We start from the raw sequence: 23125 nt of genomic DNA on the forward strand, positions 1-23125 counted from the left end.
CTTGGCACGTGCCTACTGTATTAGGTATACAAGACACACGTTTCAAGTTTTGCCCTTGCGAGTTTCCGCGATATTGAACCGCAATGCAATCGGAACCCACTTCGCCCGATAGGCCGGCCAGCGCGGCTGGCGGCGCCATAGCTTCCCCGCAACCGGAAACCGGCTTTCGCCGTGTCCTGCGCAGTTTTCGCGAGTGGTGGGGGCACGACGTCACCGGCACGGTGGACCAGATCGCGGTGATCGAGAAGCGGCGTTCGGAATGCCAGCTTTCCGCGCGCTACCTGCTGATGGTCTCGATGTCGGCGGGCATAGCCATCCTCGGCCTGCTGCTGTCCTCTCCGGCCGTCGTCATCGGCGCCATGCTGCTTTCCCCGCTGATGGACCCGATCATGGGCGTGGGCTTCGCGCTGGCCACGGGCGATTTCAAGTGGCTGCGCCAGTCGGCCAAGTCGCTGGCCATAGGCACCCTGTTCGCCATCGTCTTCTGCGCGCTGATCGTGATGTTCTCTCCGTTGCAGACCGTCACCAGCGAGATCGCCGCGCGCACGCGGCCCAACCTGTTCGACCTTGCCGTGGCGTTCTTCTCCGCCGTCGCGGGCGCCTACGCGATGATCCGCGGGCGCGAGGGCACCATCGTGGGCGTGGCCATCGCCACCGCCTTGATGCCGCCGCTGGCGGTCGTGGGCTTCGGCCTCGCCACGCTGAACGGCACGGTGTTCTGGGGTTCGCTGTTCCTGTTCGTCACCAACCTTACCGCCATCGCGCTGACCGCGACGGCGATGGCGCGCATCTACGGCTTCTCCACCAGCCTTTCCGAAAAGCAGACGCAGTGGCAGGCAATTCTGATTTTCGCCGCCTTCGTGGCCCTGGCCATCCCGCTGTTCCTCTCGCTGCGCCAGATCGTGTGGGAATCGCAGGCGACGCGGCAGGCCAACAGCGTGGTAGAAGATGTGTTCAACGGGCGCGCGACGGTGTCGCAGCTCGAACCCAGCTTCGAAGCCGAGACCATGCAGGTGGCGGCCACGGTGCTCACTCCGGAAATCATCGGCGATGCCGAGACGCGTGCCGCCAACCTGCTGACGCGCCGACTGGGCCGCCCTGTAGATGTATCGATCACCCAGCTACGCGTCGGCACCAGCGCGCAGGCGCGGGAGGAGGCACAACTGGCCGCGGCGCGCAGGCAGGAAGCCGAGGCCGCCGCGCAGGCGCAGAACATCGCCGAAGAGCTTTCCCTGCTGGCCGGCGTGCCGATAGAAGAGGTGACGGTGGACCGCGAGCGACGCCGCGCCCTCGTCACGGCAAGGCCGCTGGATGGGGCCACGATGGCGGCCTACGCCGAACTGGAACGGCGCATCGACGCCACCAAGCCCGAATGGGACATTCGCCTGACGCCGCCCTTGCGAGCCTTGCCTCCGATCACCTTCGAGCAGGTCGAGGGCGAGGGTGACGCGCCCGCTACCTGGGAACTGAGCGCGCAGGGCCGCAACGCCGTGGAACTGGCCGCCTGGGCGCAGAGCCGTGTGGGCATACCCATAACGATCAGCGGTCCAAGCGACGCCGTGGCCGCCGCGCGCAACGCCTTCACCTTCTACAATCTCGCGATCGCGGCGGAGGAACGTGGCAGCGGCTATGGCCCGGTCAATGTAACCTGGGCCTCGGGAGAAGGCGAATGATGACAAGCGAAATCACCGTTCTCGCGCTGGCGGGCCTGCTGCTGCTGGTGCACGTATTTTCAGCCACCCATTACAAGACGAAGCAGTACGGCCTCGACTGGAACATGGGCGCCCGCGACGAGGATACAGAGCCGCTGAACGACATCGCCGGCCGGCTGGACAGGGCGCGCGGCAATTTCCTGGAAACGCTGCCGCTGGCGATCATCGCGCTGGGCGGTGTCGTGGTGGCAGGCAAGGCGACCGATCTTACCGCAATCGCCGCCTGGGTCTGGCTGGGCGCGCGCCTCGTCTACCTGCCGCTGTACTGGGCGGGCGTGCCGAAGGTGCGCACCTATGTGTGGGCCCTCAGCCTGCTGGCACTGCTCTACGTGCTGGGCGTGCTGCTGCTGGGCTAGTTCGCCGCCAGTCGCCCGGCGAGGTCGCTGGCGGCAAGGACGGCACCGGCATCGTCAAAGGCCAGCAGCTGACGGATCGCGGCTCGCCGGTCTTGCGCCCGGTCGACGTGGCTTTCCGCGATACGCATGCCGACCCAGTAACCCAGTTCCGAAGGCCAGCCCTCGGGCGGGCTGCCCGCATTGGCGAACCAGCGGGCGAAGGCAGCCTGTCGTTCCTCCACGTCCGCCTCGGGATCGCGCAGGATGGCGCGGTCCGCCGCAAATTCACGCCAGACCATGCCCTCGTTGGCTCGCGCCCAGGCGTCGCGTTCCGGATTGATCGTGCGGCCGGTCACCAGCGAGGCGACGTAATCCGCGCCGCCCTCCGCCAGGGCCCAGGCCAGGAGCGGATCGTCCTGCCCCGCCTCGTCCGGAATGTCCTGCAGGGTGTGCACGGTCTCGTGGGCAAAGAAGGACCGCAGCCGGTCCCGGAAGGCAGCCTCGTCCGGTGCCAGGCGGCACAGCACTTCCAGCCCCAGCACCTGCATCCCTGGGGCCGCGGTGCCGCCGCTGTTATCCGCCCCGAACAGCACGGCGATGCGCGGCAAGGGCTTGTCGGGCAGCAGCCCGGACAGCGCCAGGTAGGTCGCGCGCAGTTCGCCGTTCGCTGCTTTCACCCACGGATAGCAGCGATCGATCGCATCGGCGTAGAGTTGCGGCTGGCCAGCGATGGTGGCGGCAAGGTTCGCACCGCTCTCGATGCGTCCCGGCGTGAAGATCTCCACTGCCCGGCTGCCGGCATCGACGTAGCGCCGCTGCAACTGTTCCGCCGTCGGATTGCCGCCGCTTTCCCGCCACAGGGCGATGAAGCGGTCGGCATCGTCGGTCTCGATGGTTGCGGTCAGCGCGTCGCCTTGCTGCGCAAGTGCAGGGCACGATACGGCGAGGGCCAGCGCGCAGCACAGCGTGCGCGTGAAGAACGGTTTCATGCCGCTCGTATTATCCCGGCAACGATCAGGCCGCCAGCCGGAACGGTTCGATCTCGCCCGACAGGTACAGCTTCTTCGCCTTCGCGCGGCTGAGCTTGCCCGAAGACGTGCGCGGCAGGGTGCGCGGGGGAACCAGTTCCACCACGCAGTTCATCCCGGTGACCGACCGCACCTTGTCGGCGATCTGGTCGCGCAGCTTTACCCGCTCTTCCGGGTCGGACACGCGGCAATGCACCAGCACGGCGGGCGCTTCCTCGCCGTTCTCGGTCTCCACCGCGAAGGCGGCGATGTCGCCGTGGTTGAAGCCGGGCAGCTGCTCCACCGCCCATTCGATATCCTGCGGCCAGTGGTTCTTGCCGTTGATGATGATCATGTCCTTCGCCCGGCCGACGATGAACAGGTAGCCGTTGCCCATGTAACCCATGTCGCCGGTGTCCAGCCACGAGCCCTTGCCGTCGTCGGCGGGGACGAGGCATTCCTCGGTCGCTTCCTGGTTGCGGAAATAGGAATGCATCACGCTGGGTCCGCGGCACCAGACCTTGCCGATCTGGTGGTCGCCCTTGACCTCGCCGTTCTCGCCGCGGATTTCCACTTCCATGTCCTGCAGCGGCTTGCCGCAGTTCACGATGGCGCGGTAGCGGGCGGGGCGCGAGAGGTCGCGGCGGCTGCCCGAAAGGCGCTCCTCCTCCACCAGTTCCACGCGGATGCCTTCGCCCGGCGGCATCACGGTGACGGCCAGGGTCGCTTCGGCAAGGCCGTAGCTGGGGGTGAAGGCGCTCGCCTTGAACCCGGCATCGGCAAAGGCATTGACGAAGTTCTGCATCACGTCGGGCCGGATCATGTCCGCGCCGTTGCCGGCGATGCGCCAGCGCGACAGGTCGAACCGGTCGCCGACACTGCTCTGGCTGGAAATGCGGCGGGCGCAGATGTCGTAGCCGAAGGTGGGCGAATAGCTGAGCGTCGTGCCCTTGTTGCGGCTGATCAGGTCGAGCCAGGCCAGCGGGCGGCGGGCGAAATGCTCCGTCTTGATGTAGTCGACGCTCACCTGGTTGGAAATCAGCGACAGGAAGCAGCCGACAAGGCCCATGTCGTGATACCACGGCAGCCAGCTGACCACCCGGTCGTTGTAGCCGATATTCATGGAATCGGCGTGGCCGAACAGGTTGTGCAGCAGTGCCTCGTGCGTCACCGCCACGCCGGTCGGGAAACGGGTGGAGCCGCTGGAATACTGCAGATAGCAGATGTCCTCGGGCTTGGCCTCGGGCAGGTCGACCTGGGGCGCCTCGCGCTGCCTGAAGGTTGCCCAGTCGATCCCCTCGCAACCCTGTCGCTGTGCCGCGGCGGCGGCCATTTCGGAAATCTCGGGCGGGTAGAGCAGGATCTTGGGGTCGGAGCTTTGCAGCTGTACCGAAAGCTGTTCGATATAGCTTTCCTTGCCGCCGAATGTGGTGGGCAGCGGCAAGGGCACGGGCCAGGCCCCGGCGTAGACGCAGGCGCAGAACAGCGATGCGAATTCCGGTCCGGTTTCCGCCACCAGCGCCACGCGGTCGTTCTTGCCAATGCCCAACGCCACCAGCCGGTAGGCATCGGCGATCGCATCCTCGCGCATCCTGGCGTAGGGGTAGGCGCACGACAGCGTGCCGCGCATGTCGTGGAAATTCATGCCCTTTTCGCTGCGGGCAGCATAGTCGATCGCTTCGTTGAACGTGGCGAAATCCGACCTGCGGCGGGGCAGCGGACAATCGTTGGGCGTGGGTGAGAGTTCGGTCATAAGTGCTTGGGTTTCCCCTTATCGCGCGCGCTTGCTGCGCCTCCCGAATAACATTCGCGGCGCCGACAATCCCATCGACACCGCGTGAAACTTTCCCATTTGACAGGAAGTGTGGCACGAATAAGGCCAATGGAGCGCAATCTACAAGAGCCTAAACGTCGCGAACGGCGTAAAAAGCCGCTGGAGCCCGCAAGCCTGGAGGAAATGGCGCTCGCCTATGTCGCCCGTTTCGCCACCAGCGCGGCCAAGCTGGAGCGCTATCTGCACAGGAAATTGCGCGAACGCGGCTGGGAGGGCGAGGACGAACCCGACATCGCCGCGATGGTGAACCGCTATGTCGAGCGCGGGTATGTCGACGACACGGTCTATGCACGGGCCAGGGCGAACGACCTCGTGCGGCGCGGCTACGGCGGGCGGCGGGTGAGGCAGGCGCTGGGACAGGCCGGCATAGGCGAAGGCGTGGCCGATGCGGTCGCGCCGGACGATCACGCCGCGCGCGGCGCCGCGCTCCACCTGGCGCGCAAGCGGGGGTTCGGTCCGTTCGCCGCTACCCCTCCCGACCGTGAACGCCGCGAGAAACAGATTGCGGCCATGCTGCGGGCAGGCCACAGCTTCGACCACGTGCTCGGCATACTGGACGCGGCGGACGAGGATGCCGCGCAGGAGTGGGTCGACGAGGCGCGCGAGGAAAGCGGAGACTGGGACGCATGAATTCGAAATCCACCTGGCTTACGGCCGTTTCCACCCTGATGGCCGGCATGCTGGCCGCATGCTCCCCGCAGGCGGCGGAGCAGGTGCCCGAGCCCACCAGCGCAGCCCCGTCCACCCATCCCGAATCGGGGCTGGAAGTCATCCCGGTGACCGTCACCACCGACGCGGGCACGCACACCTTCATGTCCGAAGTGGCGGACACGGTGGAGGCACAGCGCCGCGGCCTGATGTTCCGGACCGAGATGGGTGCGAACGAGGGCATGATCTTCCCCTACGACACGCCGCAGGTGCTGGGGTTCTGGATGCGCAACACCGTGCTGCCGCTGGATATCATCTTCATCGGGCCCGATCGCCGCATCCTCAACGTGGCCGACGGCGTGCCCTACAACGAGACCAGCGTCTATTCGGAGGGCGATGCCGTCGCCGTGCTGGAGCTGAACCGCGGCCGGGCAGCCGAACTGGGCATCGGACCGGGCGATCTGGTGGAGTGGTGATGCAGCTCGCGTTCCCGGCCCAAACCTATTGGCGTTCCAGCCCAGACCCGCTAATGGCGCGCACATGAGCTTTCTCGGCAAGATCTTCACCTGGTGGGACGGGGCCACGATCGGCACTTCGCTGTGGTCCGCGCGTAATGGCGAGCATGTCGGCACCGATGGGCAGGGCAACAAGTACTACCGCTCGAAGAACGTGAAGAACGGCCAGCGCGAACGGCGCTGGGTGATCTACGAGGGCGCCAACGACGCCAGCCGGGTGCCCAGCGAATGGCACGGGTGGCTGCACGGTTCCTACGACGAACTGCCTGAAAGCCATCTTCCCCCGCCGCGCATCTGGGAAGTCGACTATACGCCCAACGCGACGGGCAGCGATAAGCGCTACCTGCCCTCCGGCGCGCTGGAGCGGGGCGGCAAGCGCGCCTCCGCCACCGGCGACTACGAAGCCTGGACTCCGGACGCGTGAGACTTGCCGGGGTCGCCGTGGCAGCCCTGCTGCTGGCCGCCTGCGACAGCGGAGCGCCCGAGGTCGAGGAAGAAAACACCGAGGTCCCCGAGGAGCTGGTGAGCGAGCCCATGCCCCAGCTGGGTGATTTCGAGGGGATCGGCACACCGATGGAAGAGCGCGTGGCCACCATCGGCATCATCAACAAGCGCAACAACCTGTCGCGCGATATCGAGATGTCGCCGGGCGAATCGCGCCGCGTGGACGATGTCGTCGTGCGCCTGTCCGCCTGCGAGCGCACCGCGCCGTGGGAAAGCCCGGCCGAGACCGGGGCATTCGTGCAGGTGTTCGTGAACGAAGAGCGCGATCCCGATTCCGACCCGAGTTTCCTGCGCATCTTTTCCGGCTGGCTGTTCAAGAACTCGCCCAGCCTGAACGTGGTGGAGCACCCGATCTACGACGTCTGGGTCAAGGACTGCGCGATGAGCTTCCCTGGAGAAGAGGAAGAGGCCGAGGCCTGATCCAGCGCCCGGCGCGCTTCCGGCAGGCTGCATAGCGGCGGCCGGTCGCAGGCCTTCGCCAGCAATTCCAGGTACCGCTCCCGGTCGATTTCCGTCGCGCCCAGCGAAGCGAGGTGCCCGGTCATGAACTGGCAATCCAGCAGCATGAAGCCAGCCCGGCGCATCAGCGCCACCAGCCAGGCGAGCGCCACCTTGCTTGCATTGTCGGCACGGCTGAACATGCTTTCGCCGCAGAATACCCGTTCGAATGCCACGCCGTAAAGCCCGCCCACCAGCCGGTCGTCCTGCCAGCATTCCACCGAATGGGCATGGCCGTGGCGATGCAGGTTGCGATAGCTGGCGGCGATGGTGTGGCTGATCCAGGTGCCGCTCTGCCCGCTTTCCGCGCCGGGCTCCGGCCTTGGCTGGGCGCAGGCATCCACCACCGCGCCGAAATCCGCGTCCACGGTCACGCGGAAACGATCCTGCCTTATGACCTTGGCCAGCGAGCGCGAGCAGTGAAACCCGTCCAGCGGCAGGATCGCGCGACGGCGCGGCTCCACCCAGAACACCTCGTCGTCATCGCGCGAATCGGCCATCGGGAAAACGCCGCTGCGATAGGCCAGCAGCAGCACGTCGGGCGGGATGATTCGAGGCGACGGGGCGTGCATGGCGTTCGCCATAGCAGAGCCAATCCATCAGGTCGCTTGCGTTCATCTGCGCTTGGCTATAGAGGCGCTTTCCGCATCTGCAGGGGTGTAGCTCAGCTGGTAGAGCATCGGTCTCCAAAACCGAGGGCCACGGGTTCGAATCCTGTCACCCCTGCCATTTCCCATACGCAATTTCGATGTTGCCCGGGCGGATCGCGGCCCGGCCCGCTGCCCGTGTCTATGCGGATTAATCCAGCAGGAAGGCGCTTGGCCTAGCTTCGCAGGTGCCGAAGTGAACTCCGTCCATTTCGCGGTCTGTCGCCATCCTCGCAAGAGGCGGGCAGGCGATCGTCACGTCGGGGTCTGCGGCCCAATCCACAGTTTCCTGCCGCGCGGAACTTCGTCCGAATCGCGAGACCTGCTCATGGTGGCATCGTGGGGCTAACAGGGGTGTTATTCCGACACGCACGTGTGTTGCATTCCTGCCATGGTTCCCCGCCCAGTGGTGCCTCGCATGCGGGGAACCGATGGGAGGGTTCGGGAATTCTTCCCCCAATGCAGTGTTTAAAGGAGTCGGACATGGCCAGAATATTCCGGAGCAGCCGGCCTGACAGCTGGAGCAATCCGCGATTTCATTCGGATGCAAGCTTTCGCGCGATGTCGCATGGCAAGATCCTGCCGATGGAAGAACCCGGTTTTCTCGCGCGCCTTTTCGGTCGCCAGTAGAAACAACGGTTAGCCAGCAAGAAAAAGGGGCCGGGAAGCGATCTGCTTCCCGGCCCCTTCTTTCTTGAGACTTCTCAGTACTCTTCGGGTTCTTCCGGCGTCTCCGCCGTGTGCGTCGGCCCGGCATCCCTCATGCCCTTGGCCAGCTTGAAGACCACGCCGCTGAGCAGGATCAGCGCGAAGATGTTGGGCAGCAGCATGGCCGCGTTGGAAATGTCACCCAGACGCCACACCAGCTCGCTGGGCTGCGCCGCACCGATAAAGATCACCACGCACCACAGCACGCGCCAGGCCATGTGCAGCTTCCTCTCGCCCGCACGGTTGGAGCCCTTCACCCGGTCGTAGAGGAAGGTGATCGCGCGTTCGCCGTAGTAACTCCAGGTGAGCAGGGTGGTGAACACGAACAGGATCAGCACCACCGATGCCACCAGCGTGCCGATGGGGACCGACCCGATCAGCGCCGGGAAGGCCGCGGCAAAGGCGCCGCTGGTCATCTCGAAGCCCACGCGGTCGGACTGCCAGGCGTGCAGCACGGCCTCGCCCCCGGCGGTGAAATCGCCCCGCACGGTCAGGATCACCAGCGCCGTCATGGTGCAGATGACGATGGTATCGATGAAGGTGCCGAGCATGGCCATGCGACCCTGCTGCTCGGGATCGTTGGTCTGCGCCACGGCGTGGGCGATGGGGGTGGAACCCTGGCCCGCCTCGTTCGAGAACAGGCCGCGTGCCACGCCCGCGCGGATCGCCATGATGATGGCCGCGCCGGTGAAGCCGCCCACGGCGCTCTGCGGGTTGAACGCGCCGTTGAAGATCAGCGCGAATGTCTCGCCCAGGTCCTCGAAATTGAGGATGAGGGCGATCACCGCCATGATGATGTAGGCAAGCGCCATGAACGGCACCACGCTCTCGGCCACGCGGCCGATCGACTTGATGCCGCCGATGATGACGATGAACACCAGGATGGCGACGATCAGGCCGCCCAGCCATTCCTCCAGCCCGAACAGTTCCTGCAGGCCGTCGGCCACGGCGTTGGCCTGGATCGAGTTGCCCGTCACCAGGGCCGAGAACAGCGTGCCGAGGCAGAAGATCACCGCCAGCCAGGTGAATTTCGGGCCGAGGCCCATCATGATGTAGCTCATCGGGCCGCCGCGGTAGACGCCGTCGCTGGTCTTCTCGCGGTAGCGGATGGCCAGCGAACCTTCGGCGAAGGCCAGCGCCATGCCGAACAGCGCGGTGATCCACATCCAGAAGATCGCGCCCGGTCCGCCCAGCGCGATGGCCGTGGCCACACCTGCCAGGTTACCGGTGCCGACCTGGCCCGAAAGCGCGGTGGAAAGCGCGGCGAACGGCGAAATCTCGCCGCTTCCCTCGCCCTTGCGCCCGGCGAACAGGCCTTTCATGGCGCTGCCCAGCTTGACGATGGGATAGAACCGCAGCCCGATCATGAACCAGACGCCCGCGCCCAGCAGGAACAGCGCCAGCGGCGGGAAGGGTATGATCTCCGCGCCTTCCCAGGTTCCTCCCCACAACAGGTCGGAAATGTTGGTGACCGGCGCGACCAGTCGATCGCCCAACGAAAGTTCGGTTTCAGCTGCCATGTATGTCCCTAAACCCTCATGCGTCCCGTGATGAAGGGCACAGTGCTATCGGCGGCATGGCTCGCTGCCTAGCCCCCACGTTGCATTTGTAACCGATTGGAAGGCCTGCGTGCCCCACAAGCCTTGCCAAGCGCTGGCACCGGGCCTAAATAGCCTGCCGTCTTCCGACACATGGAAACTTCGCAGCCCCTCCCGGACATACAGGCCGGGGCGGCGAGGAGCCCTACCCGGAAGAGACGAGACGACAAGACCCAGTAATCTAGCGACGGACCCCATGGCCGACAACAATCCCAAGGACGTTCCCCAGAAGGCCGCAACGCCGAAGACGAAGACGACGCCCGGCGAATTCATCCGCCAGGTGCGCTCGGAAACCTCGAAGGTGGTATGGCCCACCCGCGAGGAGACGGTGCGCACTGCGATCTTCGTGTTCATCCTGGTGGTGATCCTGTCGCTGTTCTTCCTCGGCGTCGATTCGCTGTTCGGCGCCGTGGTGCGCTGGTTGCTGGCGCTGCTCTGACGCGCGCCGCTTGCTTTAAGGTTCAGGACAAGAAGAGAGATCAATGGCTGCCCGCTGGTACATCATTCACGCCTATTCCGGTTTCGAGAACAAGGTGCGCGACTCCATCCTGTCGGAGGCGGAACGTCTCGGTCTGTCCGAAGGCGTGGAAGAGGTGGAAGTGCCCACCGAGACCGTCACCGAGATCAAGCGCGGCAAGAAGGTGCAGGTGGAGCGCAAGTTCATGCCCGGCTACGTGCTGGCCAAGCTGAACATGACCGACGATGTCTATCACCTCGTCAAGAACACCCCGAAGGTGACGGGCTTCCTCGGCACCAACAACAAGCCGCAGGCGATTTCCGAAAAGGAAGCCGCGCGCTACTTCGGCGGCGTGGAAGAAGCCAAGGCCGCGCCCAAGAAGGACATCAGCGTCGATTACGAGATCGGCGACCAGGTGAAGGTGCTGGAAGGCCCCTTCGCCAGCTTCAACGGCGTGGTGGAAGAGCTCGATTTCGACAAGGCCAAGGTCAAGGTCAGCGTGTCGATCTTCGGCCGTGCGACCCCGGTGGAACTGGACTTCGAGCAGGTCGAACTGGTCAAGTAGACCGCGAACCACGCGGCATCCGAGACTGCGGGCCCGGTGGGATTCCGTTAACCAATCTCGTTTATCAATCCTCGCTCGAAGGCGCAACGAATGCCTTCATAGCTGAGGACGGATCATGGCGCTGGATGCCGAGAAAGCTTATGGCGAGATCTACCAGTTGCTGGACGAGCTGCGCTTTGCCGACTGCCTGCCGGTCGGTTCGCTGGGCCGGATGTTCGCAGCTGTCGATGCGCTGAGAGCCGCGTCCGCGCCTTCGCAGGATGTCTCCATCGCCGGAAGGATCTCGGTCGCCATGCTGCGCTGGGAACGCTCGCGCCGCAGGGATGCGAGCCACGGCGAGGAAGCCTTCCGCGCACAACTGGCAGAACTGACTTCGGAGTGGCTGGAAACCCGGCTTCCGAATCCGGCGGCGCGCCGCATGATGCAACCCGCCGCAATGTCCCTAACCAGCCAGCCCGGCTGAGCCATCCGTCAGGAACCGTACCAGCCCAGGCTGTCGGCGAAGGCCAGGCTCATCATGATCGTGTCGACCGCGGCGTGGGCCAGGATCACGGCCCACAGGTTGCCGCCGCAGCGATTGCGGATCCAGCCCAGCAGCAGGCCGACCATGGCCGTTACCACCATGCCGCCCATGCCCTGGTAGGCGTGCGGCAGGCCGAACAGCAGCGCCTGGATCACCAGCACCGCCCAGGGCCGACCGCGCAGGCCCGCCAGCCGTTCCAGCCGGTCCATCAGGAAACCGCGATAGAGCACTTCCTCGCCGAAACCGGCGGCGAACCAGGCGACGGCCACGATCCACAGTGCGAACATGGCCGGGCTTTCGGTGACGAGCGCCAGCACGAAGGACGGGTCCGGCGTTCCCAGGCCCAGCGCCTCTGTCAGCTGTGCACCGACGGCAAAGATCACGATGGTCCCGCCCGTGCCCACTGCCGCCCAGCCGAGGGTGGAGCGCCAATTTGCGGGAGCCTGCAGGCGGATGGCGTCCCACACGCGCCCCTCCCGCCGCAGCCACAGCCACGCGATGAACATGGCCGCAAGCGCGCTGCACACCACGGTGGAGGCGACCAGCGCCGATCCCAGCTGCGTTTCGGCACCCGCGCTTGCAGGGTCCTCCACCGCAGTCATCACGGCATCGATCAGCGCGGGCAGGGCGGGAAGTATGCTCGCCACCAGGTAGGCCGTGACCACCGTGACGAACTGCACCAGGAAGATCGGCCAGCCGATGGGCTGCTTGGGCGCCGTGCGGGGCGCAGCAGGTTCGTCGGCGAAGACTGGTGCCGGATTATCCAAGGCGATCCCTTTCTGGTGGCCCCCACGTTGTGCCGCGATTTGTGAGGCGGCGCGCGGTTCCGCGCAAGCCCGGCCGGCGACTTTCCTACATCAACGACGAAACCGCATCGGGCGGTCATGCCGAACTCCGGTCTTCCGCGCCATTTTGACCCTTGCACCCTCCCGGTTTACGGAAGGTTACACCGGCAGGCCACGATCCGTCGGGCAAACGCCCGAAATGACGACGTTTTTCGGGGAGGGAGATATTTCGGAAACGGTGCGGTACGCGTTCCACGTTGCGCCCTGGGCATGGCGCGAAGAACCTTGCATTTACGGCGCAAACCGTTATGAGCGCGCCTTCCAGCTTACAGCCTGGAAATCCGTGCGGGAGCCGGTCCTCGGATCGGCGCTGGACCGCTTAACATGAGCCACCTTCGACATGCTCGGGCAAGTCGTCGGCGGCAACAGTGAGAAAAGGAGGCCATCATGGCCAAGAAGATCGAAGGTTACATCAACCTTCAGGTGCCCGCCGGCACCGCCAACCCGTCCCCCCCGATCGGCCCCGCGCTGGGCCAGCGCGGCGTGAACATCATGGAATTCTGCAAGGCCTTCAACGCGGCCACGCAGGACCTGGAAAAGGGCGCTCCGATCCCGACGAAGATCACGGTCTATGCCGACCGTTCGTTCACCTTCGTCACCAAGAGCCCGCCCGCCAGCTTCCTCATCAAGAAGGCCATGAAGATCAAGTCGGGTTCGAAGGAGCCGGGCAAGGACATCATCGGCTCGATCAAGAAGAGCCAGCTGGCCGAGATCGCCGAGCAAAAGATGGCCGACCTGAACGCCAACGACGTCGATCAGGCAGTGAAGATCATCGCCGGTTCCGCCCGTTCGATGGGCATCGAAGTGGTGGAGGGCTAAGACCATGGCAACGCTGACCAAGAAGCAGAAGAAGGTGGCCGAGCTCGACAACGAGAAGCTCTACACCGTCGACGAAGCCATCGCCACGCTGCGCGAGCACAAGGCGAATTTCGACGAGACCGTGGAAGTCGCCATGAACCTTGGCGTCGACCCGCGTCACGCCGACCAGATGGTGCGCGGCATGGTGTCGCTGCCGGGCGGCACGGGCAAGGACGTGAAGGTCGCCGTGTTCGCACGCGGCGAGAATGCCGAGAAGGCGCAGGCCGCCGGTGCCGACAAGGTGGGTGCCGAGGACCTGATGGAAGACATGCAGAACGGCAACCTCGACTATGACCGCGTGATCGCCACGCCGGACATGATGGGCGTCGTCGGTCGCCTGGGCAAGGTGCTGGGCCCCAAGGGCCTGATGCCGAACCCCAAGCTGGGCACCGTCACCCCCAACGTGGAACAGGCCGTGAAAGACGCCAAGGGCGGCCAGGTCGAATTCCGCGTCGAGAAGATGGGCATCATCCACTCCGGGATCGGCAAGCTGTCGTTCAAGGACGAGGACCTGAAGGCCAACTTCGAGGCGCTGACCCAGGCTATCGTGAAGGCGAAGCCGTCGGGCGCGAAGGGCAAGTACGTGCGCAAGGTGTCCGTCACCAGCACCATGGGCCCGGGCCTCAAGATCGACCTCTCGGAGGTCGAGGGCGCCTGATCCATAGTCGCGGTCGGCGCTGCGGCCCAGGCCGCTTTCCTGCGCGATCACGAAACGCAAGGGGCCGGGGGAGCAATCCTCCGGCCCTTTTGCCGTCCAAGGCCGGCAAGTGCCTCGAGGAATTCGGAAACATGCGCGGCGTGTCTCGTTGGTCCGATGAAAGGAACAACCCATGCGTGGAAGCCTAATAGCCATCCTGATCGCCGTCGCAGTGGTCTTCGCCCTGGCGGTGTTCGTCGACAATCGAATTGCCGCCGGCGCAGGTGCACTGCTGCTGATCGGCGGAATCATCTTCAACACGTTCCGCGCCAAGCGGACGACGCCGGCGCAGGAAGCCCGGTCGGAACGCGGTGCGCGCGAACTGCACGAGGAAATCGTGCGGGACGAGGAACAGCGCGGTACGCGCTGATCCGCTAACCGCGACTAGATACCGCCGGGCGTGAAATCGTACCCCGCCTCCGCCAGTGCCTCGCACAGCGTATCCACCGCACTGGCGAGGCTGTCCCTGCTCGTCGAGCGGACGACGAAGTTGGCGCCGTTGCGCCCTTCGCGGAAGAACGGATAGCTGCCGATCTGGCAGTCGGCGTGGGCCTTCTCGACCTCGCGCAGGATGTCCGCCACTTCGCTTTCAGCGGTCCAGCAGCCGACGGTCTCGGTGATCAGCGGCGCGCCGCCCTCTAGCTGGCCGGTCAGCCCGTCCAGCATCTGCGCGGTTATCGTGGGAACGCCCGCCATCAGGAAGACATTGCCGTGCCGGATCCCCGGTGCGCCGGACATGCGGTTGGGAATGAGGTCTGCCCCTTCGGGCACCCGCGCCATCCGCAGCCGGGCCTCCGTCAGGCCGCCGGCCTTGTCCTTGTAATAGTCCTGCAGGATGGCCTTCGCCTCGGGGTGGACGACCACCGGCAGGCCTAGTGCGGCGGCGACGGCATCCACGGTGATGTCGTCATGGGTCGGCCCGATGCCGCCCGTGGTAAAGACATAGTCGTAGGCCCCGCGAAGCGCGTTCACCGCCTCGGCGATGGCCCCCATGTCATCGGCCACGACGCGCACCTCGGTCAGCCTGATGCCTTGCACCTGCAGCCAGGAGGCCACCTGCGCGATGTTCTTGTCGGCGGTGCGACCCGAGAGGATCTCGTCGCCGATCACCACCATCCCGGCGGTCCAGACTTTCGCGGCAGGGTCGCTCATTCCGCGGCGATAGCCTCCGGCTCGGCGAACTCGTCCTGCTCCTGCGAAGCGTCAGGCACATGGTGAAAGCGCAGCACGCCGTCGGCGACGGGGCGCTGGCGGAAATCGCGGCGATCCTCGAGGTAGTTGTGTGCCAGCGTCCACGGCCTCTCCGGCCCGACCTTGGGCATCAGCCCCTTTGCGCGGTTGAGGTAGCCCGAGGTGTAGTCCCAGGGATCCACCGCTTCAGGCTCGTTCTCCGGCGCGAGTTCGGGAACGGCGACCTCCACGCCGCGCTCGCCCATTTCCTTCAGCACCTCGCACGCGTAGCGGGCGTTGCAGTCGGCGCGCAGCGTCCAGCTGGCGTTGAGGTAGCCGAACACGAAGGACAGGTTGGGCAGGTTGGAGAACATCGTTCCACGATAGAAATAGTGATCGGTCCAGTCGACGGGCGCGCCGTCCTTCGACACCTGCACCTTGCCCGCCAGCACCAGGCGAAGGCCGGTGGCCGTCACCACCACGTCGGCGGGCAGGTAGTCGCCCGATTGCAGCTTGATGCCGCCCTCGTCGAAACCCGCGATGTGATCGGTCGCGACCTTGGCCTTCCCCGCGTTGATCGCGTTGAACAGGTCGCCGTCGGGCACCAGGCAGAGGCGCTGCTGCCAGGGATTGTAGGGCGGCTCGAAATGCTTCGGATCGTAGTTCTCGCCCAACTGGTCCTTCAGCATACCGCGCAGCATGTCGGCCAGCTTCTGCGGCTTGCGGCGCGAGAGATTGAAGAAGTAGCTGCGCAGGGCGATGTTCTTCCACCGCGTGAGCCGATAGGCGAACTTTTCCGGAAACCAGCGCAGGAAACGCCTGTTCCACTTGTCCTGCCGCGGACCCGCGCCCATCCAGGTGGGCGTGCGCTGGAGCATGGTGACGCTCTCGGCCTTGTCGGTCATCGCGGGAACCAGCGTGACGGCCGTCGCGCCCGAGCCGATCACGACGACGTTCTTGCCGGCATAGACGAAATCCTGCGGCCAGAACTGCGGGTGAATCACCTCTCCGCCGAATTGGTCGATGCCCGGAATCTGCGCATCGTGCGGGTTGTCGTAATCGTAGTAGCCGCTGGCGAAATAGAGCCAGCGGGCCGTCGTCATCGACTGGCTGCCGTCCGCCAGCCGCGAGGTGACGGTCCACTGCGCGGTCATCGAATCCCAGTCGGCGCTCAGGACTTCGTGGCCGAAGCGGATGTTCTCGCGAATGCCGCGTTCGTCGGCGATGCGATTGAGGTAGTCGAGGATGTTTGGCCCGTCGGCGATCGCGTCCTCGTGCCTCCAAGGCTCGAACGCGAAGCCCAGCGTGTGCATGTCGGAATCGGAGCGCACGCCGGGATAGCGGAACAGGTCCCACGTGCCGCCGATCTGCTCACGCCTCTCGAGGATGGTGTAGCTGCGATCGGGGCAGATCATGCCCATGTGCGCAGCCATCGAGATGCCCGAAATGCCTGCGCCTATGATGAGGACGTCGGTATCGGGTCGGGTCATGGGGCTCACTCTCTAGTTCGTATTCGATCCTGAACCGGTGAACATAGAGCGTGAAGGCACATCGGCATAGTCACTGTCGCCGCTGCCGTTTCCCACCATCAGGGCGCGCGCCGCCTGCACGGTGTTGGCAAGCAGGCAGGCGATGGTCATCGGGCCGACGCCGCCCGGCACCGGGGTCACGGCGCGGGCATGCTGCACTTCGTCGAAAGCGATGTCGCCGACGAGCTTCGTCTTGCCGTCCTCTCCCTCGATCCGGGTGATGCCGACGTCGATCAGCACGGCCCCGTCCTTCACCCAGTGACCCTTCACAAGTTCGGGCGCACCGGCGGCGGCCACGATGACATCGGCCTTGCGGCAGATTTCGGGCAGGCCATGCGTGTAGATATGAGTGACGGTGACGGTGGCCTCGGCATCCAGCAGCAGGTTGGCCACCGGCTTGCCGACGATGTTGGACTTGCCGATCACCACCACGTCCTTGCCCGTCAGGTCGGGGATGACCGAGTGCAGCAGCATCATCACGCCAAGCGGTGTGCAGGGCACGATGCCGCCGGTGCCGGTGGAAAGCCGGCCCACGTTCACGGGGTGGAAGCCGTCCACGTCCTTCTCGGGCGCGATCGAGCGCAGCACCAGCCGCGTGTCGATGTGGTCGGGCAGCGGAACCTGGCACAGGATACCGTGCACCTCGGAGTCCTTGTTGAGCTTCTCGATCAGAGCCAGCAGGTCGTCCTGCGAGGTATCGGCGGGCAGGCGATGCTCGCTCGACCTGATCCCCACCTTCTCGCAGGCCTTGATCTTGCGCCGGACATAGACCTCGCTCGCGGGGTCTTCTCCGACGAGGATAACGGTCAGGCCGGGGGCAGGGTGGCCGGCCGTGACCAGCGCATCGACCTCTGCCTTGGTTTTTGCGTCCAGCTGGCGCGCGAGTGCGCGGCCATCGATAATGTCTGCCATTCGGCGAACTCCCGTCGTGTCTTTATTCGAATACGACCGTACGGTCGCCGTTGAGGAAAACCCTGTCTTCCAGATGCGCGCGCACGGCCTTGGCCAGTACGCGCCGTTCCACGTCGCGGCCCTTGGCCACCAGGTCGTCCGGGCTTTCGGCGTGGCCGATATTCTCCACGTCCTGCGCGATGATCGGCCCCTCGTCGAGGTCGTCGGTGACGTAGTGGCTGGTCGCCCCGATCATCTTCACGCCGCGCTTGTAGGCCTGGTGATAGGGCTTCGCGCCCTTGAAGCCGGGCAGGAAGGAGTGGTGGATGTTGATGCAGCGACCCGAAAGGTGCTTCGCCATCTCGTCCGAGAAGATCTGCATGTAGCGCGCCAGCACGACCAGGTCCGCGCCGGTCTCCTTCACGATGCGGCGAACCTCGGCCTCCTGCTGGGGCTTGGTGTCCTTGGTGATCGGCAGGTGGTGATAGGGAATGTCGCCGATCAGCGAGGTGGTCAGCTTCTCGCGCGGGTGGTTGGAGATGATGGCGGGAACGTCCATTTCGATCTCGCCGATCCGCATGCGGTAGAGCAGGTCGCCCAGGCAGTGATCGAAGGCGCTCACCATCAGCACCACCTTGGGCACCCAGCCCGGCTCGCGCAGGTCCCACTCCATCTCGAAATTCTCGGCGATGGAGGAAAAGGACTCGCGCACCGACGCGATGTCGTTGTCCTGCGGATCGAAAACCAGCCGCATGAAGAAACGGCCGGTGCGCCGGTCCGAGAATTGCTGCGCCTCCTCGATGATGCAGTCGCGATCCGCGGTGAAGCCCGTCACGCGCGCGGAGATTCCGGTGCGGATCGGGCAGGACAGGCGCAGTGTCGCGGTACTCATGGGAATCTCCGGATCAGTGGCGGGCGTCGTAGTCGTTGATCCATTCGGCGGACGCGGTCAGCGCGCCGAAGGGGTAGAAGTGCAGCCGCACGCGGCCATGGCGCTCGGTCAGCTTCTGTTCGAGGTTGCCGACCAGCTTGTCAGGGCCGGCCTTGCCGACGAGATTGGTGAGCGAGACGCCGTACTTCTTCATCACGGACGCAGATGCGCCCACGCCGCAGCGCTTGGCAAACCCCAGCAGACGCTTGATACCGGCGGGGCCGGGCACGCCGAGGCGCACCGGAACGTCGATGCCGCGCTCGCGCATGTCGGCAAGCCACTGCACGATGGCATCGTCGTCGAAGGCGAACTGCGTCACCACCAGCGGCGTCATGCCGTGGGCGCGCACGGCGTCGATCTTCTTCTGCATCCACACCCACAGGTCATCGCGAGAGACGTTGGGGTGGCCTTCGGGATGGCCGCCGATGCCGACGATCTCGATCCCGTGCTTTTCCAGCAGGCCGGTCTCGATGATCTGCAGGCTGTCCTCGAACGGGCCTTCGGGCTCGGGCGGGTCGCCGGCGATGATGAAGACGCGCTTCACGCCGGCCTTCTTGGTGATCTCGCCCAGGTACCAGTCGAGCTGTTCCTCGGATTCGATGCGGCGGGCTGACAGGTGGACGATCGGCTCGAAACCCAGTTCGCGCACCAGCACGGCGGCTTCCACGCGCTGTTCCAGTTCCTCGCCGGGCAGGAAGGTCACGGCCACCTGCGTATCCTTGCGGATCAGCGGGGCGGCTTCCTTCAGGCCGTCGATTTCCTTGGCGGTCATTTCCAGCGAATAGCCGTCGACCATGTTGTCCATCGGCTTTTCCCAGTTGGGATGAATCGCTGCGTAGGACATGAACTGCTCTCCTCTCTCGCCACCGGCACGCTTCGCGCTTGAGCCGGTTTAGGCTGTGCATGTTGTTTCACAAACCCCCTAGCGCATGGATGGAAATTCGTATAGATGAAATTTTCAAGAGCGCGAAGAAAGCGAGAGAAACCCGCCCCAATGCTGTTGTTTTTGCCAGGACTGATCTGCGATTCGCGTATCTATGCCCCCCAGCAGGCCGCCTTTCCCGAAGGCTTGGTCGTCGATGGCTACGGCATGGCGGATTCGCTGGCGGAAATGGCGCGACTCGCTCTCGCGAAAGCGGATGAGCATGGCGCGGAAAAGCTCGACGTGTTCGGCCATTCGATGGGCGGACGCGTGGCCATGGAAGTGGTGCGCCTTGCGCCCCATCGCGTGCGGCGGCTGGCACTGGTTTCAACGGGCATCCACCCGGTAGGCGAGAACGAGCCGGCCAAGCGCGCCGAATTGCAGAAGGTCGGCTACGACAACGGTTTCGAGGCGCTGGTTGATACCTGGCTGCCGCCGATGGTGGCCGACCACAACCGCGACACTCCCGAATATGCAGCCATGCGCGAAATGTGCCTCTCCAAGGGACAGGCCGTGTTCGATGCCCAGATCAAGGCGCTGCTCGGCCGCGCGCCGTTCGACGACCTGCTGGCCGGCCTGCGTTGCCCGACCCTGGTGATGACCGGCGAGCATGACGCCTGGGCACCCCCTTCGCAGCACGAGGCGATCGCTTCCAAGGTCGCCAATGCGAAGCTGGTGATCGTGCCGGGTGCAGGCCACATGATCCAGCTCGAAGCGCCCGATGCCGTGAACGCGGCCATCGCCGACTGGCTGGCCATGCCCGCCCAAGACTGATCCAAGACCCCTGTACGAGAGCAACCTTCCCGAAGGAGAGGACCTGAAAATGAGTGACCAAAACCTGCAACAGAAGCTGGATGCGCAAGCCGACGTCGTCGATTTCCTGCGCAATCAGCAGGTCGGCCCCAACGTCTATCCCGGCGTGCCCGCCGAGTATTCGAACTGGCGCAAGGAACAGAAGGGATGGGCCGACACCTGCGTGCTCTTCAACCAGAGCTACCACATGGTGGAACTCTACGTGCGCGGCCCCGATGCCATGGCGCTGCTGGAATACACCGCCATCAACTCCTTCAAGAACTTCGCCGTCAACAAGGCCAAGCAGTACGTGCCGGTCACCCCGGACGGCTACGTCATCGGCGACGTGATTCTGTTCTACCTGGACGAGAACGAATTCAGCCTGGTGGGCCGTGCCCCGGCCATCGAGTGGGTCGAGTTCCACGCCCAGTATCCCAAGCCGGACGGCGGCAAGTGGGACGTGACGGTGGAGCGCGACGAGCGCACCGCCATGCGTTCGGACGGCAAGCGCAAGAACTACCGCTTCCAGTTGCAGGGCCCCAACGCCATGAAGACGCTGGAAAAGGCCATGGGTCAGACTCCGCCGGACCTGAAGTTCTTCAACATGGCGCATATCGACATCAACGGTAAGGACGTCATCGCGCTGCGCCACGGCATGGCCGGCCAGCCGGGCTACGAACTGTTCGGACCGTGGGAAGACTACGACGCCGTCCACTCCGCCCTCGTCGAGGCCGGCAAGGACTTCGGCCTCGAACTGGTCGGCGGCCGCGCCTATTCGTCGAACACGCTGGAATCCGGCTGGCTGCCTTCGCCGCTGCCCGCGTTCTACACCGGCGACAGCCAGATGATGAAGGACTTCCGCGCCTGGTCATCGGGCAAGAGCTATGCCGGCATGTGCTCGATCGGCGGCAGCTACGTTCCCGACAGCGTCGAGGGCTATTACCTCACGCCGTGGGACATCGGCTATGGCCACATCGTCAAGTTCGACCACGACTTCGTCGGTCGCGAGGCGCTGGAGAAGATGAAGGACCAGAAGCACAAGCAGAAGGTCACGCTGGCGCTGGACGACGAGGAAGTCACCCGCACCATGTCCTCGATGTTCGCCGAAGGCGGCCGCGCGAAGTGGTTCGAATTCCCCAGCGCCGTCTACGCAATGCACCCCTTCGACACGGTCAAGAACGCCGACGGCAAGGAAATCGGCGTGTCGACCTGGATCGGCTACTCCTCGAACGAGGGCAAGATGCTCTCGCTTGCGATGATCGATCCCGACGAGGTCGAAATGGGCAAGGAAGTGACGCTGGTGTGGGGCGAGCCCAACGGCGGCACCTCCAAGCCGACCGTCGAACCTCACGAGCAGACCGAGATCAAGGCGGTCATCTCGCCGGTTCCCTACTCCAACGTCGCCCGCACCGGCTATGCCGACAGCTGGCGCGCGAAGGGCGTTGGCGCCAACGCCTGACGTTCGTGATTCAAGCGATGCAAGAGGGGCGGCCTGCGCAAGCGGGTCGCCCTTTTTCTTGCATGAGGGACTGCTGCTGCGCCATGGTGACCGGCATGGTGTCGCGCATTCTCCTTGCTCTCGTACTGCTTCTCCTGCCCGGTCAGGCGTTCGCCCAGGATTTGAACGGGCATTGGGCCTTTCGCATCGGGGACGCGACGATCTTCGTCTTCTCGCTCGAGCAGGCGGAGGATGACGAATGGCAGGGCACCTGGACCCGTCCCGCGTCGATCGAAAGCAATGGCATGGTGTTTCGCGACATGCGCGGAAGCGAGGTCGTCACGCCCACCCAGGCGCGTCAGCGCGGCGAAAGAGTGCAGCTTACCTTCGCCGGGCCTGAAGGCAGCGGACGCAACGACGTGCTGCGCTTTGCCCTGCTTTCCGAAAACCGGGCGGAGCTGGAATATGTCGGAATCGCGGGGCCTCCCTATCCGCTGATCCGCGTGGGGCCCGATACGCCGATCGGCCCGTTCGAGGAGACGCAGATCTATGATCGCGACAATGCGGTGACCGAAGCCGACCTGGAAGAACTGGCCGCGATCGCCCTGGAGGCGGAACTGGCGGAGCAGGCTGTGGAAGGTGACGAAGACGAGGACGAAGAACTGCCTCGCATCGATGCGGATTTCCTCGACGGGCTCTAGGCGCCTTCAAGCAGGGCTGCGCTCTTGCTCAGCAAGTCGCGCACGCGCTGTTCGGTGGCCTCGTCCACCCGCACTTTCGGCATGGCTACGGAAATGGACCCGACCGGGTTGCCGTCGATCCGCACCACCCGCGCGATCCCTTCGATCCCGCGTGAGAATTCCTCGTCGGTCCTGGCAAAGCCGCTCTCGCGCGATTGCTCGATCTGCGCGCGCAGTTCCGCTTCTCCGGTGACGGTCGAGGGCGTGAAGCTCTGCCGCTCCGTCTCGGCGAAGTAGCGGTCCAGATCCTCGTCCGAGAGTGCCGCCAGCAGGACCTTGCCCGCAGCCAGCGCATGCATCGGCAGGCGCTGGCCCGTGGGCACCGAATAGCGCAGCGCCTGTTCGCTGCTCTCGGTCACGATCGCCTCGATCTCCCACCCCTCGCGGATGAAGAAGCTGGTCGTCTCGTCCAGCTGCATGCGCAGCGTGCGCACCAGTGGCGCCGCCCTGTCGCGCAGGGTGTAGTTTCCGCTGGTGGCCTGCAGGCGCGCCAGGCCCGGTCCGGCCGAATAGCGGCGGCCCTGCCGCTCCAGGTACTGCCGCTCCACCAGGGTGGAAAGCAGGTAGGACAGGCTCGACACCGGGATGGCGAGGGCGGTAGCGATTTCCTGCGCGACCAGCGGCCGATCGTAGGCCACCACATACTCGATGATATCGAGGGTGCGCGTGGCCGATTTTACCTGGCTGTTGGGTGCCGCTGCGCTGGCAGGCGCCTTGGCCGCAGGGGTCTTGGGTGAAGCTTCCGCCATGCCGAAGCTATT

At 65.1% G+C, this 23125-nt stretch carries 27 protein-coding genes and 1 tRNA gene; 17 read left to right on the plus strand and 11 right to left on the minus strand.

Annotated features, from left to right (window positions below; genetic code table 11):
* Positions 1-83: 83 nt before the first annotated feature.
* A complete protein-coding gene (locus AAA989_RS08880; protein ID WP_338242729.1) occupies positions 84-1673 on the plus strand; it encodes a TIGR00341 family protein in 1590 nt (529 codons plus the stop codon).
* Positions 1670-2068, plus strand: a complete 399-nt coding sequence (locus tag AAA989_RS08885; protein ID WP_434781442.1) for an MAPEG family protein — start codon at positions 1670-1672, stop codon at positions 2066-2068. The genes AAA989_RS08880 and AAA989_RS08885 overlap by 4 nt, the downstream gene beginning before the upstream one ends.
* On the opposite strand, the gene AAA989_RS08890 is transcribed toward AAA989_RS08885, so the two are convergent.
* Positions 2065-3036 carry a DUF2268 domain-containing putative Zn-dependent protease gene (locus AAA989_RS08890; RefSeq protein WP_338242732.1) on the minus strand — a complete coding sequence of 324 codons (972 nt, stop codon included), beginning with the start codon at positions 3034-3036 and terminating at the stop codon, positions 2065-2067. The genes AAA989_RS08885 and AAA989_RS08890 overlap by 4 nt on opposite strands.
* A 25-nt stretch (positions 3037-3061) precedes the next feature.
* Positions 3062-4807: a fatty acyl-AMP ligase gene (locus AAA989_RS08895; protein WP_338242735.1), complete on the minus strand. Its 1746-nt coding sequence runs from the start codon at positions 4805-4807 to the stop codon at positions 3062-3064.
* 129 nt (positions 4808-4936) lie between these two features.
* Here AAA989_RS08895 and AAA989_RS08900 point away from each other — a divergent pair, with 129 nt between their 5' ends.
* The 4 genes from AAA989_RS08900 (at position 4937) to AAA989_RS08915 (ending at position 6975) form a co-directional block, all read left to right on the plus strand.
* Complete coding sequence (locus AAA989_RS08900) at positions 4937-5518, plus strand: regulatory protein RecX (protein ID WP_338242738.1); 582 nt, start codon at positions 4937-4939, stop codon at positions 5516-5518.
* Entirely contained in the window at positions 5515-6012 is a 498-nt protein-coding gene (locus tag AAA989_RS08905; RefSeq protein WP_338242741.1) for a DUF192 domain-containing protein, read from the plus strand. The genes AAA989_RS08900 and AAA989_RS08905 overlap by 4 nt, the downstream gene beginning before the upstream one ends.
* Positions 6013-6076: 64 nt before the next feature.
* On the plus strand, positions 6077-6475 hold the full coding sequence (locus AAA989_RS08910; protein ID WP_338242744.1) for an NADH:ubiquinone oxidoreductase subunit NDUFA12: 399 nt from the start codon (positions 6077-6079) through the stop codon (positions 6473-6475).
* Positions 6472-6975: a DUF2155 domain-containing protein gene (locus AAA989_RS08915; protein WP_338242746.1), complete on the plus strand. Its 504-nt coding sequence runs from the start codon at positions 6472-6474 to the stop codon at positions 6973-6975. Before AAA989_RS08910 ends, AAA989_RS08915 begins: the two co-directional genes overlap by 4 nt.
* Here the strand turns inward: AAA989_RS08915 and aat are convergent.
* Entirely contained in the window at positions 6909-7637 is a 729-nt protein-coding gene (aat, locus tag AAA989_RS08920; RefSeq protein ID WP_338242748.1) for a leucyl/phenylalanyl-tRNA--protein transferase, read from the minus strand. The two genes, AAA989_RS08915 and aat, sit on opposite strands and share 67 nt — an antisense overlap.
* 69 nt (positions 7638-7706) lie before the next feature.
* On the opposite strand from aat, the gene AAA989_RS08925 reads away from it, so the two are divergent.
* Positions 7707-7782, plus strand: a tRNA-Trp gene (locus AAA989_RS08925).
* 401 nt (positions 7783-8183) lie between these two features.
* The gene (locus tag AAA989_RS08930; protein ID WP_338242751.1) at positions 8184-8330 is read left to right on the plus strand and encodes a hypothetical protein; all 147 of its coding nucleotides are present in this window, start codon (positions 8184-8186) and stop codon (positions 8328-8330) included.
* A 74-nt stretch (positions 8331-8404) separates the two neighbouring features.
* Here the strand turns inward: AAA989_RS08930 and AAA989_RS08935 are convergent, their stop codons facing one another.
* Positions 8405-9928, minus strand: a complete 1524-nt coding sequence (locus AAA989_RS08935) for an alanine/glycine:cation symporter family protein (protein WP_338242752.1) — start codon at positions 9926-9928, stop codon at positions 8405-8407.
* Positions 9929-10202: 274 nt separating this feature from the next.
* Between AAA989_RS08935 and secE the strand changes: the two genes are divergently transcribed.
* The 3 genes from secE to AAA989_RS08950 all read left to right on the plus strand — a co-directional run bounded on the left by secE (position 10203) and on the right by AAA989_RS08950 (position 11491).
* On the plus strand, positions 10203-10445 hold the full coding sequence (gene secE, locus AAA989_RS08940) for a preprotein translocase subunit SecE (RefSeq protein ID WP_338242755.1): 243 nt from the start codon (positions 10203-10205) through the stop codon (positions 10443-10445).
* 43 nt (positions 10446-10488) lie between these two features.
* Complete coding sequence (nusG, locus tag AAA989_RS08945) at positions 10489-11028, plus strand: transcription termination/antitermination protein NusG (RefSeq protein ID WP_338242757.1); 540 nt, start codon at positions 10489-10491, stop codon at positions 11026-11028.
* Positions 11029-11143: 115 nt separating this feature from the next.
* Complete coding sequence (locus AAA989_RS08950) at positions 11144-11491, plus strand: hypothetical protein (protein WP_338242760.1); 348 nt, start codon at positions 11144-11146, stop codon at positions 11489-11491.
* Positions 11492-11499: 8 nt separating this feature from the next.
* Here the strand turns inward: AAA989_RS08950 and AAA989_RS08955 are convergent, their stop codons facing one another.
* The gene (locus AAA989_RS08955; RefSeq protein WP_338242762.1) at positions 11500-12318 is read right to left on the minus strand and encodes a CPBP family intramembrane glutamic endopeptidase; all 819 of its coding nucleotides are present in this window, start codon (positions 12316-12318) and stop codon (positions 11500-11502) included.
* Between the two features lie 465 nt (positions 12319-12783).
* Here AAA989_RS08955 and rplK point away from each other — a divergent pair, with 465 nt between their 5' ends.
* From rplK to AAA989_RS08970, 3 genes are all read left to right on the plus strand, one after another.
* Complete coding sequence (gene rplK / locus AAA989_RS08960) at positions 12784-13215, plus strand: 50S ribosomal protein L11 (RefSeq protein ID WP_338242765.1); 432 nt, start codon at positions 12784-12786, stop codon at positions 13213-13215.
* Between the two features lie 4 nt (positions 13216-13219).
* Complete coding sequence (gene rplA / locus AAA989_RS08965; RefSeq protein WP_338242767.1) at positions 13220-13912, plus strand: 50S ribosomal protein L1; 693 nt, start codon at positions 13220-13222, stop codon at positions 13910-13912.
* 172 nt (positions 13913-14084) lie between these two features.
* Positions 14085-14321 (plus strand): hypothetical protein, encoded by a 237-nt coding sequence (locus AAA989_RS08970; RefSeq protein ID WP_338242769.1) that lies wholly within the window; start codon positions 14085-14087, stop codon positions 14319-14321.
* A 14-nt stretch (positions 14322-14335) separates the two neighbouring features.
* Here AAA989_RS08970 and AAA989_RS08975 read toward each other — a convergent pair whose 3' ends face one another.
* From AAA989_RS08975 to AAA989_RS08995, 5 genes are read right to left on the minus strand one after another with little or no spacing between them, the layout of a single operon-like run.
* On the minus strand, positions 14336-15103 hold the full coding sequence (locus AAA989_RS08975) for a competence/damage-inducible protein A (RefSeq protein WP_338242771.1): 768 nt from the start codon (positions 15101-15103) through the stop codon (positions 14336-14338).
* On the minus strand, positions 15100-16611 hold the full coding sequence (locus AAA989_RS08980) for a flavin-containing monooxygenase (RefSeq protein WP_338242773.1): 1512 nt from the start codon (positions 16609-16611) through the stop codon (positions 15100-15102). Before AAA989_RS08980 ends, AAA989_RS08975 begins: the two co-directional genes overlap by 4 nt.
* 12 nt (positions 16612-16623) lie before the next feature.
* A complete protein-coding gene (gene folD / locus AAA989_RS08985; RefSeq protein WP_338242775.1) occupies positions 16624-17562 on the minus strand; it encodes a bifunctional methylenetetrahydrofolate dehydrogenase/methenyltetrahydrofolate cyclohydrolase FolD in 939 nt (312 codons plus the stop codon).
* Positions 17563-17584: 22 nt separating this feature from the next.
* Positions 17585-18433 (minus strand): formyltetrahydrofolate deformylase, encoded by an 849-nt coding sequence (gene purU, locus AAA989_RS08990; protein ID WP_338242778.1) that lies wholly within the window; start codon positions 18431-18433, stop codon positions 17585-17587.
* Positions 18434-18446: 13 nt separating this feature from the next.
* A complete protein-coding gene (locus AAA989_RS08995) occupies positions 18447-19316 on the minus strand; it encodes a methylenetetrahydrofolate reductase (RefSeq protein WP_338242781.1) in 870 nt (289 codons plus the stop codon).
* 150 nt (positions 19317-19466) lie between these two features.
* Here AAA989_RS08995 and AAA989_RS09000 point away from each other — a divergent pair, with 150 nt between their 5' ends.
* The 3 genes from AAA989_RS09000 to AAA989_RS09010 all read left to right on the plus strand — a co-directional run bounded on the left by AAA989_RS09000 (position 19467) and on the right by AAA989_RS09010 (position 22325).
* A complete protein-coding gene (locus AAA989_RS09000) occupies positions 19467-20168 on the plus strand; it encodes an alpha/beta fold hydrolase (RefSeq protein ID WP_338242783.1) in 702 nt (233 codons plus the stop codon).
* A gap of 49 nt (positions 20169-20217) precedes the next feature.
* Positions 20218-21645: a syringate O-demethylase gene (gene desA, locus AAA989_RS09005; protein WP_338242785.1), complete on the plus strand. Its 1428-nt coding sequence runs from the start codon at positions 20218-20220 to the stop codon at positions 21643-21645.
* Between the two features lie 62 nt (positions 21646-21707).
* Entirely contained in the window at positions 21708-22325 is a 618-nt protein-coding gene (locus AAA989_RS09010; RefSeq protein ID WP_338242788.1) for a hypothetical protein, read from the plus strand.
* Here the strand turns inward: AAA989_RS09010 and AAA989_RS09015 are convergent.
* The gene (locus tag AAA989_RS09015; protein WP_338242790.1) at positions 22322-23113 is read right to left on the minus strand and encodes an IclR family transcriptional regulator; all 792 of its coding nucleotides are present in this window, start codon (positions 23111-23113) and stop codon (positions 22322-22324) included. The two genes, AAA989_RS09010 and AAA989_RS09015, sit on opposite strands and share 4 nt — an antisense overlap.
* Positions 23114-23125 lie beyond the last annotated feature (12 nt).

The sequence above is a fragment of the Aurantiacibacter hainanensis genome (genome assembly GCF_036321025.1).
GTDB classification, from domain to species: domain Bacteria; phylum Pseudomonadota; class Alphaproteobacteria; order Sphingomonadales; family Sphingomonadaceae; genus Alteraurantiacibacter; species Alteraurantiacibacter hainanensis.

What these genes read in the sequence shown, in the direction of transcription:
- AAA989_RS08905 (WP_338242741.1), top strand. Translation starts at nt 5,515, where the DNA reads ATGAATTCGAAATCCACCTGGCTTACGGCCGTTTCCACCCTGATGGCC.
- secE (WP_338242755.1), top strand. Translation starts at nt 10,203, where the DNA reads ATGGCCGACAACAATCCCAAGGACGTTCCCCAGAAGGCCGCAACGCCG.
- AAA989_RS08890 (WP_338242732.1), bottom strand. Translation starts at nt 3,036, where the DNA reads ATGAAACCGTTCTTCACGCGCACGCTGTGCTGCGCGCTGGCCCTCGCC.
- desA (WP_338242785.1), top strand. Translation starts at nt 20,218, where the DNA reads ATGAGTGACCAAAACCTGCAACAGAAGCTGGATGCGCAAGCCGACGTC.
- purU (WP_338242778.1), bottom strand. Translation starts at nt 18,433, where the DNA reads ATGAGTACCGCGACACTGCGCCTGTCCTGCCCGATCCGCACCGGAATC.
- AAA989_RS08995 (WP_338242781.1), bottom strand. Translation starts at nt 19,316, where the DNA reads ATGTCCTACGCAGCGATTCATCCCAACTGGGAAAAGCCGATGGACAAC.
- AAA989_RS08950 (WP_338242760.1), top strand. Translation starts at nt 11,144, where the DNA reads ATGGCGCTGGATGCCGAGAAAGCTTATGGCGAGATCTACCAGTTGCTG.
- AAA989_RS08980 (WP_338242773.1), bottom strand. Translation starts at nt 16,611, where the DNA reads ATGACCCGACCCGATACCGACGTCCTCATCATAGGCGCAGGCATTTCG.
- AAA989_RS08975 (WP_338242771.1), bottom strand. Translation starts at nt 15,103, where the DNA reads ATGAGCGACCCTGCCGCGAAAGTCTGGACCGCCGGGATGGTGGTGATC.
- folD (WP_338242775.1), bottom strand. Translation starts at nt 17,562, where the DNA reads ATGGCAGACATTATCGATGGCCGCGCACTCGCGCGCCAGCTGGACGCA.
- AAA989_RS08880 (WP_338242729.1), top strand. Translation starts at nt 84, where the DNA reads ATGCAATCGGAACCCACTTCGCCCGATAGGCCGGCCAGCGCGGCTGGC.
- AAA989_RS08935 (WP_338242752.1), bottom strand. Translation starts at nt 9,928, where the DNA reads ATGGCAGCTGAAACCGAACTTTCGTTGGGCGATCGACTGGTCGCGCCG.
- AAA989_RS09015 (WP_338242790.1), bottom strand. Translation starts at nt 23,113, where the DNA reads ATGGCGGAAGCTTCACCCAAGACCCCTGCGGCCAAGGCGCCTGCCAGC.
- rplA (WP_338242767.1), top strand. Translation starts at nt 13,220, where the DNA reads ATGGCAACGCTGACCAAGAAGCAGAAGAAGGTGGCCGAGCTCGACAAC.
- AAA989_RS09010 (WP_338242788.1), top strand. Translation starts at nt 21,708, where the DNA reads ATGAGGGACTGCTGCTGCGCCATGGTGACCGGCATGGTGTCGCGCATT.
- AAA989_RS08910 (WP_338242744.1), top strand. Translation starts at nt 6,077, where the DNA reads ATGAGCTTTCTCGGCAAGATCTTCACCTGGTGGGACGGGGCCACGATC.
- nusG (WP_338242757.1), top strand. Translation starts at nt 10,489, where the DNA reads ATGGCTGCCCGCTGGTACATCATTCACGCCTATTCCGGTTTCGAGAAC.
- aat (WP_338242748.1), bottom strand. Translation starts at nt 7,637, where the DNA reads ATGGCGAACGCCATGCACGCCCCGTCGCCTCGAATCATCCCGCCCGAC.
- AAA989_RS08930 (WP_338242751.1), top strand. Translation starts at nt 8,184, where the DNA reads ATGGCCAGAATATTCCGGAGCAGCCGGCCTGACAGCTGGAGCAATCCG.
- AAA989_RS09000 (WP_338242783.1), top strand. Translation starts at nt 19,467, where the DNA reads ATGCTGTTGTTTTTGCCAGGACTGATCTGCGATTCGCGTATCTATGCC.
- AAA989_RS08895 (WP_338242735.1), bottom strand. Translation starts at nt 4,807, where the DNA reads ATGACCGAACTCTCACCCACGCCCAACGATTGTCCGCTGCCCCGCCGC.
- AAA989_RS08885 (WP_434781442.1), top strand. Translation starts at nt 1,670, where the DNA reads ATGATGACAAGCGAAATCACCGTTCTCGCGCTGGCGGGCCTGCTGCTG.
- AAA989_RS08900 (WP_338242738.1), top strand. Translation starts at nt 4,937, where the DNA reads ATGGAGCGCAATCTACAAGAGCCTAAACGTCGCGAACGGCGTAAAAAG.
- AAA989_RS08970 (WP_338242769.1), top strand. Translation starts at nt 14,085, where the DNA reads ATGCGTGGAAGCCTAATAGCCATCCTGATCGCCGTCGCAGTGGTCTTC.
- rplK (WP_338242765.1), top strand. Translation starts at nt 12,784, where the DNA reads ATGGCCAAGAAGATCGAAGGTTACATCAACCTTCAGGTGCCCGCCGGC.